The organism is Rhizobium sp. CB2179, from assembly GCF_057653455.1.
Map to the genome: position 1 here is coordinate 3468577 of NZ_CM172781.1, position 14756 is coordinate 3483332.

General features: G+C 61.3%; 11 protein-coding genes. 3 read left to right on the plus strand and 8 right to left on the minus strand.

Features of this window, described 5'->3' with window-relative positions; all coding sequences use genetic code 11:
- Positions 1-118: 118 nt before the first annotated feature.
- Positions 119-2023 carry an acid phosphatase gene (locus AC244Q_RS17350; protein ID WP_128406859.1) on the minus strand — a complete coding sequence of 635 codons (1905 nt, stop codon included), beginning with the start codon at positions 2021-2023 and terminating at the stop codon, positions 119-121.
- Between the two features lie 178 nt (positions 2024-2201).
- Here AC244Q_RS17350 and AC244Q_RS17355 point away from each other — a divergent pair, with 178 nt between their 5' ends.
- Together AC244Q_RS17355 and AC244Q_RS17360 are read left to right on the plus strand one after the other, a co-directional pair.
- Complete coding sequence (locus tag AC244Q_RS17355; RefSeq protein WP_113546109.1) at positions 2202-5588, plus strand: hybrid sensor histidine kinase/response regulator; 3387 nt, start codon at positions 2202-2204, stop codon at positions 5586-5588.
- Positions 5581-6498, plus strand: coding sequence for a response regulator transcription factor (locus tag AC244Q_RS17360; protein WP_113546110.1), 918 nt, complete (start codon positions 5581-5583; stop codon positions 6496-6498). Before AC244Q_RS17355 ends, AC244Q_RS17360 begins: the two co-directional genes overlap by 8 nt.
- A 134-nt stretch (positions 6499-6632) precedes the next feature.
- On the opposite strand, the gene AC244Q_RS17365 is transcribed toward AC244Q_RS17360, so the two are convergent.
- The 7 genes from AC244Q_RS17365 to AC244Q_RS17395 all read right to left on the minus strand — a co-directional run bounded on the left by AC244Q_RS17365 (position 6633) and on the right by AC244Q_RS17395 (position 13271).
- Positions 6633-7604, minus strand: a complete 972-nt coding sequence (locus AC244Q_RS17365; protein WP_128406860.1) for a 2-hydroxyacid dehydrogenase — start codon at positions 7602-7604, stop codon at positions 6633-6635.
- 135 nt (positions 7605-7739) lie between these two features.
- On the minus strand, positions 7740-8861 hold the full coding sequence (locus AC244Q_RS17370) for a branched-chain amino acid ABC transporter substrate-binding protein (protein ID WP_221990216.1): 1122 nt from the start codon (positions 8859-8861) through the stop codon (positions 7740-7742).
- Positions 8862-8981: 120 nt separating this feature from the next.
- Positions 8982-9335 (minus strand): DUF6867 family protein, encoded by a 354-nt coding sequence (locus AC244Q_RS17375; protein ID WP_003561969.1) that lies wholly within the window; start codon positions 9333-9335, stop codon positions 8982-8984.
- A gap of 19 nt (positions 9336-9354) precedes the next feature.
- Positions 9355-10098, minus strand: coding sequence for an ABC transporter ATP-binding protein (locus AC244Q_RS17380; RefSeq protein WP_012758696.1), 744 nt, complete (start codon positions 10096-10098; stop codon positions 9355-9357).
- Positions 10098-10973: an ABC transporter ATP-binding protein gene (locus AC244Q_RS17385; RefSeq protein WP_012758697.1), complete on the minus strand. Its 876-nt coding sequence runs from the start codon at positions 10971-10973 to the stop codon at positions 10098-10100. The genes AC244Q_RS17380 and AC244Q_RS17385 overlap by 1 nt, the downstream gene beginning before the upstream one ends.
- Positions 10973-12364 carry a high-affinity branched-chain amino acid ABC transporter permease LivM gene (gene livM / locus AC244Q_RS17390; RefSeq protein ID WP_012758698.1) on the minus strand — a complete coding sequence of 464 codons (1392 nt, stop codon included), beginning with the start codon at positions 12362-12364 and terminating at the stop codon, positions 10973-10975. Before livM ends, AC244Q_RS17385 begins: the two co-directional genes overlap by 1 nt.
- Positions 12365-12368: 4 nt before the next feature.
- Positions 12369-13271, minus strand: coding sequence for a branched-chain amino acid ABC transporter permease (locus AC244Q_RS17395; RefSeq protein ID WP_003561974.1), 903 nt, complete (start codon positions 13269-13271; stop codon positions 12369-12371).
- A 543-nt stretch (positions 13272-13814) separates the two neighbouring features.
- On the opposite strand from AC244Q_RS17395, the gene cysQ reads away from it, so the two are divergent.
- Positions 13815-14612 carry a 3'(2'),5'-bisphosphate nucleotidase CysQ gene (gene cysQ / locus AC244Q_RS17400; RefSeq protein WP_012758699.1) on the plus strand — a complete coding sequence of 266 codons (798 nt, stop codon included), beginning with the start codon at positions 13815-13817 and terminating at the stop codon, positions 14610-14612.
- Positions 14613-14756: the final 144 nt, after the last annotated feature.

A 14756-nucleotide genomic window follows, 5' to 3' on the forward strand; every position in this document is an offset into this window, starting at 1 on the left:
TCGGGTGCTGCAGCGCAAAAACACATACGCAAAATGACGTAGGCGCGGGGGTCAAACAGGCAGGCCAGAGAAGGAAGGGCATCCTCGCAGCAGGGATGCCCTATCTCGATACCGGAAATTATCCGTCGATCGTCAAGGTGACGGATGTCGGGCCATAGGAGAGGCTCGCCTTGTGGCCGGAGACGGTGACCTTGCCGAAGGTGCCGGTCACGGCACCCGCCTTGAGGATTTCGATCTTCGTTCCGGGCGTCGGGGCATAACCGTCGACAAGCGTCACGGCGAGGTCGCCGGCCAGCGCCGCCTTGCCCTCGACGACCAGCGTCCCCGCGCCGTTTGCGCCGAGCGCCGGCTTCGTCGTGGCATTGGCGAGCTGCTGATAGTCGCCGCTCACGGTCAACGGCTTGTCGGCCGCCAGAACGAGCGAGCCACCGTTGACCGTCAGCCCGCCACGACCGAAGGCCGACGACGACAGGGCCACCAGCGCGCCCTCTTCCAGCATGGTGCCGCCGGAATAGCTGTTGGCGCCCGACAGCCCGAGGATGCCGTTGCCACGCTTCACCAGCCTGCCCCTGCCGGTGATGTCGTTCCGCCAGGTGTCGATCGAATTGAACCCGCCCTTTGCCGCGTCCATCGTCACGGTCACGTCCTCTTCGAACGCACCGTAACCGTCGGCGGCGGCAAACAGGTTGAGACGGCCGTAACCTTCCGCATCGTCGAGCAGCGGATAGCCGGAGGCGATCTCCGTCGTCTTCAGCACATCGCGGCGCTGCTCGCCGTCCAGATAGGGCAGACGCGTTTCGAGAAGCGCTTCGGCGCCCTGCGGCACGCGCGCCGGTTGATCGGTCGCATGGATCGTCGGCAGGCCGTAGCTCAGGCGCTGCAGCACGTAGGCGCGATTGGCGTCATGATCGGCGAAACGGTCTGCAGCGAGCGGTGCCGCGTGGGCGGCAACCTCGAGCGCACCCGCATCCGCAACGCCTGATTTGGCGACGAGCCATGACTGCGCCTGGGCGTAGGCATCGCTCTTCAGCGCCGCATTGTCGGCCTTGTTCAGATTGTAGACGACCGTGGCGGTGCCGAGCATGCGGCCGCCCATCACGTCGAGCGGAGAATGCATGCCGGCGAGAATACGGTCTTCACCCAGCTCGCTGGCGCGCGTGATCATTTCCTGAAAGCGCTGCGGCACGAGATAGGCCATGGCGAGCGCATCCCGCCAGGCTTCCGCGGTATGCCCGCTCGGGAAACCACCATCCTCGACCGGCTTGCCGCTCTTGGCGGGCTCCAGCGTCGGGACGACCGACACGTCCTGGCTCCAGCGGTAGGGACGGCCATATTTGAAATAGCGTTTTGCGGGCTCCGTCGAGCCGTCACCGCTTGCGGCGTTGATGAAGTCGATTGCAAGGCCCATGTCGGGATTGGCATCGGTCTTGTTTTCCGTGTCCGGCTTGCGGCCGGCGCCGCGATTGTTGCCCTTGTCGTCATATTTGGCCGTCGTCGCGTCGGCCGCCACCTCGGTGATCGTGGTGGTCTGCTTCGAGCCGGCCTTCCAGGCATCCGTCAGCGGACCGAGGCCATCGACGATGCTGGCATTCTTGCCGCGCCGATCGTCGAGATAGGCGGCGACGGCCTGATCGGCCGTCCGCGCCCGCGTTGCTTTGACGACATAGGCGATGTTGGCGTCATGGACGGCCTGGTTGAGGATATGGCCGTCGGTCTTGCTGGAAGGAATGCCGTCCCAATCCGTCTTGGCGACCGCCGGGCAATTATCCTTGGCCGGGGCTTCGACACCCGCATCGACGAAAGGCGTGCGCGGGGTCCAGATTTCCAGGAAGCCGGAGAGGAGGTGAACGGCAGCGTTGGTGTCCACCGTCGAGAAGCAGGCGTCACCGCGTTTGTTGGTGTTTCCGGCCAGCGCATAAGGCGATTTCGCCGCCGTGGTCTGCTCGGCGCCGGCAAGCGAGGGCACGATGGAAAGGAGGCAGACGAGGGCGGTGCTCAGGCGGCAAAAGCTTAAAACAGACATGGTGATACCCGAAATGGTTGAACGAACGCCGGAGAGTTAGAGCTGTTATGTGAAAGATCAATTGCAAAAATATTGCCATTCTGTGAACCAGTCGGTGCCCGCCTCTTGCCTTTCCCATCCATCCCGCCAAAACTGCCGAAGAGACGATGAGCCCAACCGGAATGCCGGAAAGGAAGACATGGCAGCGCGCCAACGCATCATTCCGGTAAGACGCGAATATAATCGCTGGGTCGCCAACCAGACGCTGGAAGATTATGCGCTGCGCTTCACTGCCAAGAGCGCCCGCCATTTCTCCTCACAGCGCATCTCGCAGACGGCGATCGGCGCAATCTCCTTCCTGGCGCTGGAGGCGATCGGCGGCGCGATCACGCTTTCCTACGGCACCACCAACGCCTTTTACGCCATTATCGTCGCCTCGATCGCCATGCTGGCGATCGGCCTGCCGATCAGCCGCTACGCCATCCGCCACGGCGTCGACATCGATCTGCTGACACGCGGCGCGGGCTTCGGCTATATCGGCTCGACCATCACCTCGCTGATCTATGCGAGCTTCACCTTCATGCTGTTTGCGATCGAGGCTTCGATCATGTCCGGGGCGCTGGAGCTCACCCTCGGCATCCCGCTCTGGATCGGCTACATCATCAGCGCCGTCATGGTGATCCCCCTGGTGACACACGGTGTGCGGCTCATCAGCAAGTTCCAGCTGATGACCCAGCCCTTCTGGATAGTGCTGAATATCCTGCCCTTCATCTTCATCGCCCTGCTGGACTGGGAAAAATTCGATCTCTGGCGCGCCTTTGCCGGCATCCGTCATGCCTCCGGCCCGCCCGGCACCGTCGCCGAGTTCGATCTCGTGGAGTTCGGCGCCGCCTCCGCCGTCATCCTGGCGCTGATGTCGCAGATCGGCGAACAGGCCGACTTCCTGCGCTTCCTGCCGCCGGACCCGCAGCGCAAGTGGCGCCACCGCCTGGCGATCTTTCTCGCCGGCCCCGGCTGGGTCATCATCGGCGCGCCGAAGTTACTTGCCGGTTCATTTCTGGTCGTGCTGACCTTCACCTCGGGCGTCCCCCTCGATCGCGCCGCCGACCCGGCGCAGATGTATCTGACCGCCTTCGGCTACATGGTCCCCTGGCACAATGCCGCGCTGCTGTTGATGGCGGCCTTCGTCGTCGTCTCACAGCTGAAGATCAATGTGATGAACGCCTATGCAGGTTCGCTCGCCTGGTCGAACTTCTTCTCGCGCCTGACCCACAGCCATCCCGGCCGCGTCATCTGGCTGGTCTTCAACGTCGCGATTGCCCTGCTTTTGATGGAACTTGGCATCTACCGGCTGCTGGAGGAGACGCTCGGCATCTTCTCGATCATCGCCATGGCCTGGCTCTGCACGATCTCCGCCGATCTCTTCATCAACAAGCCGCTGGGGCTGGCTCCCCCCGGCATCGAGTTCAAGCGCGCACATCTCTACGACATCAACCCGGTCGGCCTCGGCGCCATGACGCTATCGGCGACGGTGTCGCTGATTGCCCATTTCGGTGCCTTCGGCGAGATCGCCGCCTCGCTCGCTCCCTATATTACCCTCGTCGTCGCGCTGGTCGCCTCGCCTTTCATCGCCTGGGCAACGAAAGGCAAGTTCTATCTCGCCCGCAAGCCGCGCCAGAGCTGGAAGAACCTGACGAACATCACCTGCTCGGTCTGCGAGCATCCCTTCGAGCCGGAGGATATGGCCTGGTGCCCGGCCTATGCCGCGCCGATCTGCTCGCTCTGCTGCTCGCTCGACAGCCGCTGCCACGACATGTGCAAGCCGGCCGCCCGTTTCAATGCGCAGGTCGGCACCGTCGCCAAGGTGCTGCTGCCTGAAACCATCATCGAGAAGCTGACGACGCGCCTCGGCCGCTACGGCATCGCCGTCGTGCTGGCGTTGACCGCCATCGGCGCGATCCTGGCGATGATCGCCCATCAGGTCGCCTCCGCCTCCCCTGAGACGGCCGAGGTCGTCAACCGCACCATCTTCATCGTCTTCTTCGTCTTCTCGGTGATCGCAGGCGTCGTCTGCTGGTTCTATGTGCTCGCCCATGACAGCCGCGTCGTTGCCGAGGAGGAATCCTCGCGCCAGAACACGCTGCTGCTCAAGGAAATCGCCGCCCATAAGAAGACCGACGCTGCCCTGCAGAACGCCAAGGAGACGGCCGAGGCCGCCAACCGCGCCAAGAGCCGCTATGTCGTCGGGCTCAGCCATGAATTACGCACGCCGCTGAACGCCGTGCTCGGCTACGCCCAGATCCTCGAACGCGACGAGACCATCCCGGCGCCGCGCCAGTCCTCGATCAAGGTCATCCGCCGCAGCGCCGAACACCTCTCGGGGCTGATCGACGGCCTGCTCGATATTTCCAAGATCGAGGCCGGCCGCCTGCAGGTCTATTCCAACGAGATCAATATTCAGGATTTCCTCGACCAGATCGTCGATATGTTCCGGCCACAGGCGCAGGCAAAGGGGCTCGCCTTCATCCATGAGCGCGCGCCGGCCTTGCCGCAATTCGTCCGCACCGACGAAAAGCGCCTGCGCCAGATTCTCGTCAACCTGCTCTCCAATGCCATCAAGTTCACTGACGAGGGCAGCGTCACCTTCGATGTCGGCTATCGCAGCCAGGTCGCGACCTTTACCGTCGCCGATACCGGCCGAGGCATCACCGAGAAAGACCTGCCCCGCATCTACGAACCCTTCCAGCGCGGCGAGGCCGAAAGCGTGCGGCCAATGCCGGGGCTCGGCCTCGGCCTCACCATCACCCGGCTTCTGACCAACACGCTCGGTGGCGAGATCTCGGTTTCAAGCGTGAAGGACGAAGGCTCGACCTTCCGCGTCCGGCTGATGCTGTCCGCCGTCATGCGCGCCGTGGCCGCAGCGCCGCAGGAGAAGCGCATCGTCGGTTATGACGGCCCGCGCCGCACGATCGTCGTCGTCGATGATAACGAGGACCACCGCGAGATGATGCGCGAGATCCTGGCGCCGCTCGATTTCATCGTGCTGACGGCAGCAGGCGGCGGCGAATGCCTGACGCTGATCGAGGGCATCATGCCGGATCTTTTCCTCGTCGATATTCTGATGCCCGGCATGAACGGCTGGCAGCTCGTCTCGCGTCTGCGCGAGGCCGGACAGACAGCGCCGGTGCTGATGCTGTCGGCCAATATCGGTGATGCGGCAGTTCTCAGCGACAGTGACGACAGCCACAACGATGCGATCGGCAAGCCGGTCGACATCCGCCAGCTGCGCGACAAGCTCGCCCTGCATCTTGGCCTGGCATGGATCTATGCCGATGCCACACCAGCCGTTCCTGTCAAGATCGAAGCGCCGATGCTGAGCCCAGGTGCTGCCCATGTGCAAGAATTGCTGCGGCTCGGCGAGATCGGCTATATCAGAGGCATCGAAGCCAAGCTTTCGGACCTTGCCAAGGTGGAGGCAAATCAGCCATTCACGGAGGAACTTCGCGCCTATGTCGCCGCCTTCGATCTCGCCGGCTTCATGACCTTCCTGCACGACTTCGACGAAAAGGTGGAATCCATTGGCTGAGCCGGCCCTCCCCCGCGACATCGTTCTGCTCGTCGACGACTCGGCCGAAGCTCTCGGCTTCATGACTGACGCGCTCGAACAATCCGGCTTCTCCGTGCTGATCGCCACATCGGGTACGGCGGCACTTGGTATCGTCGAGCGCATCACGCCCGATCTCATCCTGCTCGACGCGGTCATGCCCAGCATGGATGGCTTCGAGACCTGCCGCCGGCTGAAGGCGAATGCCGCGGTAGCGCAGGTGCCTGTCGTCTTCATGACCGGCCTGACCGAGACCGAGCATGTCGTGCACGCGCTGGAATCGGGCGGCGTCGATTATCTCAGCAAACCGATCAACATCGATGAACTGCGCGCCCGCATCCGCGTCCATCTGCGCAACGCTCGCTCGGCCCAAAGCGCCCGCATCGCCCTGGACGCGGCCGGCCGCCATCTGCTGGCAGTCAAGGGCGACGGCGCCATCCACTGGTCAACGCCGCAAGCAACACGTCTGGTCAATGCCGCCATGGGCAGCGACGACGGCATGGAAATCGTCGTCCGCCATATCGCCGGCTGGATGCGCGACCGCGTCGCCGCGGTGCGCGACGGCATCATCTCGATCGCCCATGCCGGCCAGGCGGCGCTGCAGCTCGCCTTCCTCGGCGCAATCGGCCCTGACGAATATCTCTTCCGCCTCACCGCCGCCAGTCAGCGCAGCGACGACGAGGTGCTGCGCCAGCGCTTCTCACTCACCCAGCGCGAATCCGAAGTGCTGCTCTGGATCGCCAAGGGCAAGGCCAACCGCGACATCGGTGAAATATTGGGACTGTCGGCGCGGACGGTGAACAAACACCTCGAACAGATTTACGTGAAGCTCGGCGTCGAGAACCGCGCCTCGGCCGCCGTGAAAGCCACGCATGTGCTGTACGAGATGTAAGATGGTGTTGGAGGCTAGAACAGGATGATTTTAGGCCTGTTCGGCCTAAAATCTGAATCCTGTTCTAAATTAAATAGTTAGAGCATGATGTCGTCCGAAAACCGCTCACACTTTTCGGCATCATGCTCTAGGCGCTAAACCACCCGATCCGGCACATCTCTGCCCTCGAAAAACGCCGTCACGTTGTCAACCACCTTCATACCCATGGCGGTCCGCGTCTCTTCCGTGGCGCTGCCGAGATGCGGCAGCACCATAACGTTCTCCATCCGTCGCAGCGCCTCCGGCACATCAGGTTCCGCCTCGTAGACGTCAAGCCCGGCGCCGCGGATCGTGCCCGCCTTGAGCGCTGCAATTAGCGCCGCCTCATCCACCACGTCGCCACGCGCCGTATTGATGAGAAAGGCGCCCGGCTTCATCGCCTCAAGCCGCGCCGCATTCATCAGGTGCCGGTTCTCTGCTCCACCTGGGCAATGCAGCGAGACGAAATCGGCCACCGCCAGCACAGCCTCGATCGTCGGCAGCTGCCGCGCGCCATAACGCGCCGCCTCGGCCGGATCGATCGGTGAACGGTTGAAGAACACCACATCCATGCCGAAGCCGAAATGGCAGCGTTGCGCGAAGGCCTTGCCGATTCGGCCGAAACCGATAATGCCGACCGTCTTCCCGGTCACCTTGGTGCCGACCATATGCGTCGGACACCAGCCCTTCCATTCACCAGCGCGTAGCTGCCGCTCGCCCTCACCGCCGCGCCGGGCAACGGAGAGCAGCAGCAACATGGCGATATCGGCCGTGCAGTCGGTCAGCACGCCCGGCGTATTTGTGACCGCAATGCCTCTCTTCCTGGCAGCGGATATATCGATGTGATTGTAGCCGACGCCGAAATTGCCAAGGATCTTGGTGACGCCAGGCACGCCGTCGAAGACGGCGGCGGGCAACCGATCGGAAACCGTCGGCAATACTGCATCATAGGTTGAGAGCGCCAGCCGCAGCTCGTTTTCACCGAGCGGGATATCGTCACGATTGAACGTCACATCGAAACGCGCGGCAAGGACGCTTTCCACCGTGGCTGGCCAGCGCCGGGTGACGAGAATGCGGGGTTTGGACATGGACGGTTCCGCTCAATGCTTCAAAACGATGCCAAGAGTTAGACCAGCCAGGCGAAAATTGAAACGCCCGCAAAAAGAAAGAAGCCCGGTCGGAACCGGGCTTCGATAATCATATCCCATAAAGGGGAACGAGGTTTACATGCCCTGCGGGAAGTAGCTGTACTTGCCGTCCGGACCCTTCTTCCATTCGTACATGATGTAGCCAGGAATCTTCGGGTCGCCCTTTTCGTCGAACGAAATGTCGCCGAGAACGGTCGGGAACGGACCCTTTTCCTTCATGGCCTTGGCAACGGCCTCAGGATCCAGCGAACCGGCAGCCTTGGCGGCTCCGGCGATCGTCTGCATCGCAGCGTAGGAATAGAGCGTGTAGGCTTCCGGATTGAAACCAGCGGCCTTGAACTTTTCGACGAGTTCCTTGTTCGCAGGGTTCGCCGTCGGATCGGGGCCGAAGGTGTTCAGCGTACCGGCGACGGCGTCGCCAGCGATCGAGGCCAGTTCGTTCGAAACGATACCGTCGCCCGAAACCAGCGTCGCCTTCAGGCCCTGGTCGGCCGCCTGGCGGATGATGAGACCGGCTTCGGTGTGCAGACCACCCCAATAGATGATCGAGACGCCGGCTTCCTTCATCTTGGCGATGAGGGCCGAGAAGTCCTTGTCGCCGACGTTGATGCCTTCGTAAATGACTTCGGTGACGCCGGCGGCGTTCATAGCCTTCTTGGTTTCGTCGGCAAGGCCCTGACCGTAAGGGGTCTTGTCGTGAACGACAGCGATCTTGGCGTCCTTGAAGTGATCGGCAAGATACTTGCCGGCGATGGCACCCTGCTGGTCGTCACGGCCGCAGGTGCGGAACGTGTTCCAGAGGCCCCGTTCCGTGAAGGTCGGGTTCGTCGCGGCCGGGGTGATTTCGAGGATGCCGTTTTCGGCATAGACTTCCGAAGCCGGGATCGAAACGCCCGAGTTGAAGTGGCCGATGACGAACTTGACGCCGTCAGCAGCGAACTTGTTGGCGACCGAAATGCCCTGCTTCGGGTCGGAGACGTCGTCGCCGAGCTCGATCTTGATCTGCTCGCCGTTGATGCCGCCAGCCGCGTTGATGTCGGCGGCTGCCTGTTCGGCACCCTTCTGGAGCTGAGCGCCGAACGCGGCGTTCGGGCCAGTCAGCGGACCAGCGACAGCGATGAGAACGTCGGCCCACGCGTTGCCGCCGAAGGCGACCATCGCCGTCAGAGCCACTGCCGACAGAAGAGACTTCTTCATATTATTACTCCCAATTTTTGGGCGGGTTCCGGTCCAAGGCCCAGCGCACTACCCACCATTGACTGCGCCAGGAAAGCTGTTCCACTCGGAAGGCAATTCATGCCTAGTTTCAACGGACTGTCAATGTTTGTCCTTCCACGAAAACGCGGAAGTTTTTTCGTACAGCCAGTAATAGTTGTTAACCATCTGGTTGGTGCGGCGGTAGCGGAAGCCGGCCGTCGAGAACACCAGCAGCGTCACGAAGTCGAGGATATAGTAGAAGGCGTTGAGCATCGGCCCATTGAACAGGGCATGATGCAGGAACTGCATCGCCCAGGCGAGCAGGAATGTATAGACGATGACCAACGGATAGTCGGCCCAGCCTTCGGCAACCGCTTTGCCGGCGCGCCAGGCCGTCCAAAAGCCTAAGAGCAAGACGATGACACGGATCGCCACAAGGGGGCCGGCATCCGCTTCGAAGAAAAGTCCCTGCATGTCAAACTCTCCTTTCCACCTAGTGTCTTCCGCCTTCGAGATAGGCGGCGCGGACCTCGGGATTGGCAAGAAGCTCCTTGCCGGAGCCGCTCATCGTCACCTTGCCGTTCACCATCACGTAGGCTCGGTGAGAAAGCCTGAGGGCGGCGAACGCGTTCTGCTCGACGAGGAAAACGGTCAGCCCCTCCGCCTCGTTAAGCTTCTTGATCGCCTCGAAGATGCCCTTGACGATCAGCGGTGCTAGACCGAGCGAGGGTTCGTCGAGAAGCAGCAGCTTCGGGCGCGCCATCAGCGCACGGCCGATCGACAGCATCTGCTGTTCACCGCCCGAAAGTGTTCCGCCCCGCTGGGCGTGACGTTCCTTGAGACGCGGGAAGAGCGTGAAGATCTTCTCGACGTCTTCGGCGAAGTGTTTCAGATTGTCGAGGCCAGCTCCCATCTGAAGGTTTTCCAGAACCGTCATGCGCGGGAAGATGCGGCGGCCTTCCGGTGACTGTGCAATGCGCAGCCGGGCGATTTCATGCGTCGGCATGTGGGTGATGTCGCGGCCCTCGAAGACCACCGAACCGGTGCGGGCCTGCGGGCTGCCGCAGATCGTCATCATCAGTGTCGACTTGCCGGCGCCGTTAGCGCCGATCAGGCTGACGATCTCGCCCTTGTTGACGTGGACATCGACGCCGGCCAGCGCCCGGATATTGCCGTAATAGGTTTCGACGCTATTCACCTGAAGGAGCGGTTGACCCGTCATTACTTCATCGCCCATCAGTTTGCGCCTCCTTCGAGCTGCTCGACGGCTGCGATCACCTCTTCCACTTCTTCATCCTCGACACCGAGATAGGCCGCGATGACCCGCGGATCGTTCTTCACGTGATCCGGTGTGCCATCGGAAATCTTCTGACCGTATTCGAGGACAACGACGTGGTCGGAGATTTCCATGACCACAGACATGTCGTGCTCGATCAGCAGGATCGACGTTCCGGTTTCGGCGCGAATGCTCTTCAGCAGTGCGTTGAGCGTTGCCGATTCCCGTGGGTTGAGGCCGGCAGCCGGTTCATCCAGGCAGAGCAGCTCCGGACCGGTGCACATCGCGCGGGCAATTTCGAGACGCCGCTGGGCGCCGTAGGGCAAATCGCCGGCGGGGTCGTCGGCGCGGTCGATCAGATCGGCCTTCTCGAGCCAGAAACGGGCGAGCTCGATTGCAGCAGCCGCTTCCCGCCTGTAGGGGCCGACACCGATAAGGCCGAGGATCGTATAACCCGATGCCTTCATCAGCTTATTGTGCTGGGCAACCAGCAGGTTTTCGAGAACGGTCAGGCCGGAGAACAGCCGGATGTTCTGGAAGGTGCGTGCGACCTTGGCTTCCCTGGTGATGCGAAAGTCCGGCAGGCGCTCCAGCAGGTATTGCTTGCCGCTCTTCTGGTTGAACGTGATCATGCCCATCGTCGGCTTGTAGAAGCCGGTGATGCAGTTGAAGACGGTGGTCTTGCCGGCGCCGTTCGGCCCGATCAGCGCGGTGATATCGCCACGCTTGGCTTCGAAGGAGAAGTCGTTGATGGCCATCAGGCCGCCGAACTTCATCGACAGGTGTTCGACCTTGAGAAGAGTGTCGTCAGACATCGTATTCGTTACGGGGCTCATCAACCATGCCCCTCCTTGATGAAGCTTCCGGATATCGCCTTTCGCTCTCTGAGGAAGGCTGTCGGCTCACGCGAGCCGACGAAGCCGCGCGGCTTGAACAGCATGACGACGACCATGGCGAGGCCGAAGATCAGCATGCGGTAGAGTTCCGGCGTAAAGTCGGGTCCGAAGATGAGTTTTAGGAAGTCCATGCTGCGCAACAACTCGGTGCCGCCGACCATGACGATCGCGGCAATCGCGATGCCGGTCAACGAACCCATGCCGCCAAGAACGACGATGGCGAGAATGACGGCCGATTCCAGGAAGACAAAGGATTCCGGCGAGACGAAGCCCTGCCGGGCGGCGAAGAACGAGCCGGCGAAACCGGCAAACATCGCGCCCGTCGCAAAGGCGGTCAGCTTGGTCGTCACCGTGTTGATACCGAGCGAACGGCAGGCAATCTCGTCTTCGCGCAAAGCTTCCCAGGCGCGTCCAATCGGCATGCGGCGTAGCCGGATGGTGACATAGGCCGTCAGCATGCAGAGCATCAGAATAAGATAGAAAAGGAAGATCTTGTAGTAGGCCGAGGAGGGCGGCAGGTGAAAGAGCTTGGCAAAACCGCCGGCCGTCGCATCGAAAGGAATGCCGAAGAGTGTTGCCTTCGGGATGCTCGATATACCGAAGGTGCCCCTCGTCACGTCAGTCCAGTTGATGAGGACGAGACGAATGATTTCACCGAAGGCAAGCGTCACGATGGCGAGGTAATCGCCGCGCAGGCGCAGCACCGGGAAGCCGAGAATGACGCCCCAGAGTGCCGCGAAGATGCCCGAAAGCGGCAGCAGCACCCAGAAGGACAGGCCGAAATAGCTCGAAAGCAGCGCGTAGGAATAAGCGCCGACGGCATAGAAGGCGACATAGCCGAGATCGAGCAGGCCGGCGAGGCCGACGACGATATTCAGCCCCCAGGCGAGCATCACATAGATCAGGATCTGGATGCCGAAATTGTCGACATATGTCAGCGAGCCCTGAGGGCCCTTAATCGCCACCACCACCAGGGGATAAAGCAGCAGCGCGATCAGCGCGATCTTCAGGAAATGCCGGTGGAAGAAGCTCTTCTCTGTCGAGATGTCGAGTTCGCCCTGTCTCGCCTTTGCCAGCTTGCGGCTGTCGAGATGCGGCCGCAGGAAAACCACCGTGGCGAAGCGGCCGATGGCGGCGACCGCAACGAAGATCGCAAGCAGGCCCCAGCGCTGGACGATGATCAACTCGTTGCTGATGTTCTGGTCGGTCTTGAGGCCGACATAGAGAACGAACATGCCGAACGACAGGACGGCGGCGAAAAGAGCTTCTGTAAGGCCTTTGCGGACAAGTCCGGCATCGGGCTTGCCTGCAGAATTTTCAATGTTTGCCATGACGTTATACCTTCTCGACTTCCGGCCGCCCGAGGATGCCGGTCGGCTTGAAGATCAACACGAAAGCCAGGATCGCAAAGGTCGCGACGTCTTTGTAGGCGATGGTGAAGTATGCCGACCACAGCGACTCGATAAGGCCGATAAGCAGGCCGCCGAAGACGGCGCCGGGCAACGAACCGATACCGCCGAGAACGGCTGCCGTGAAGGCCTTCACACCAGGCGTGAAGCCGTCGTTAAACGAGGCGACGCCATAATACATCAGGTACATCGTGCCGGCCACGGCCGCGAGTGCCGCACCCATAACGAAAGTGATCGAGATCGTCTGGTCGACGTTGACGCCAAGCAGCGCCGCCATCTTGCGATCCTGCTCTGTGGCGCGCTGGGCACGGCCGAGTGCGGTGCGATTGACGATGTACCAGAAGATTGTCAGCAGCACTGCGGTGATCACGATGATGATGATCTGTTTCAGCGACACCGAGATGTTGCCGAACTGGTAGACCGTGCTCACCATCGGTGGAATCGGCTTGTTGCGCGGGCCCTGCGTCACCTGGATGAAGTTGGACAGCGTGATCGACATACCGATCGCGGTAATCAGCGGCGCCAGGCGGAAGGAACCGCGCAGGGGACGGTATGCGACGCGCTCGATCGTCCAATTCCACAAACTCGTCATCAGCATCGCGACAACAAGCATCGCCAGCAGCAGAACGGCCACCGGGAGACCTGCGAAGATGGATGTGAGGACGAGGAAGACGATAAGAGCGGCGAAACCACCAAGCATGAAGATGTCGCCATGGGCGAAATTGATCATGCCGATAATGCCATAAACCATCGTATAGCCAATAGCCACGAGGCCATAGATGGATCCGAGCGTCAGCCCGTTTAAGAGCTGCTGGACGAAATACTCCATATGTCGTTTTCCCCTGGATGCGAGCCGAAAATGCTGCATCTCTTTTTGGTTCTTCAGTTCTCCGTTTCAGAGAACCTCATAGGCCGAATGCATAGCGGTTTCGTTGGAAATGTGAAGACAAAAAGGATTTACTTCGACAGATTCTTGTCTGAACAGGCCTAAATGGCGCGTTTTGAACCAAAATCCACAGAAAAACGGCAGAGCAGGGCCTATTTTTAGCCAGAAACCGCCACTGGGTTAACCGTCCGCAGATATCGCCGTCGATTTCCTGCGCCGCTTGCTGCGTAAGCTATTCCACAGAATTGGACAATGGAGCAAATTCAGACCCCAAGGCAGCTTCTTTGACGAATGCCATTTCACGAGCGATGCCCGCTTCTTCGTCTGACAAGGCTGAAAATTTATGGTAGCATCATCAGGCTTTGTATTGAGGGATGCGGAGCATGACGGGGAACACCATATAACTTGAGTATCTGGTTGTGACAGGGATGGTTTGCGGACGAGCGACAGCGGGGTGCTCGCCGCGTGGCGAACGGCAAAAGGACGATGCTGAGGACATTTGAAAAGGCGGCGCTCGAAGCCGGCAGGGCCATCATCACGGTCCTGCGCGAAGGCTTCCCCGTCGCCATGAAGGCGGATGCAAGTCCGGTCACGGTCGCCGACGAGGAGGCCGAGCGCATCATCCTCGCGCATCTCGCCAGAGATTATCCCGAAATACCCGTCGTGGCGGAAGAATCGGTCGCCGCTGGCAAAGTGCCCGACATCGATGGCCGAGGCTTCTTCCTGGTCGACCCTCTCGACGGCACCCGTGAATTCGTCGACGGACGGCAGGAGTTCACCGTCAACATCGCCTATATCGAGAACGGCGCCCCGATTGCCGGCATCGTCTATGCGCCGGCGCTGGGGCTTGCCTTCTCGGGAGAACGCGGCCACGCCGAAAGGCTCGTCGTCATGGACGATTTCACGGTTGGCGCACGCAGCGCGATCACGGTGCGCGAACAGCCGGACGACAGGCTGGCGCTTGCAAGCCTTCGCCACAACAGCCCGGAGACTGGAAGCTTCCTCGCCGATCAAGCGATCTTCAAATGCACCAATATCGGCTCCTCGCTGAAATTCTGCCTGCTGGCCGAAGGCAAGGCCGACGTCTATCCGCGTTTCACCCGCACGATGGAATGGGACACCGCAGCCGGCGATGCGGTGCTGCGCGCAGCCGGCGGTTCGACGGTGACGCTGGACGGGACGCCACTGACCTACGGCAAAACGGGAACGGCCGCCGATTTCGACTTCGCCAACCCGAACTTCATCTCCTGGGGCGGCAGGAAACGCGTCCTCGAACCGGCGTAACCACCCGCGGGAATCGCTGAAGACCGGCAAGCGGCAAATCCTTTGCATCGCCGCCACGTGTTCAGGCCCGCCGCTACGATCCGCGGTCGACCTCATGCATGCGCACCCCAACTGAGCGAGCCGCCTCCCCTCAAAGCGTGCCAC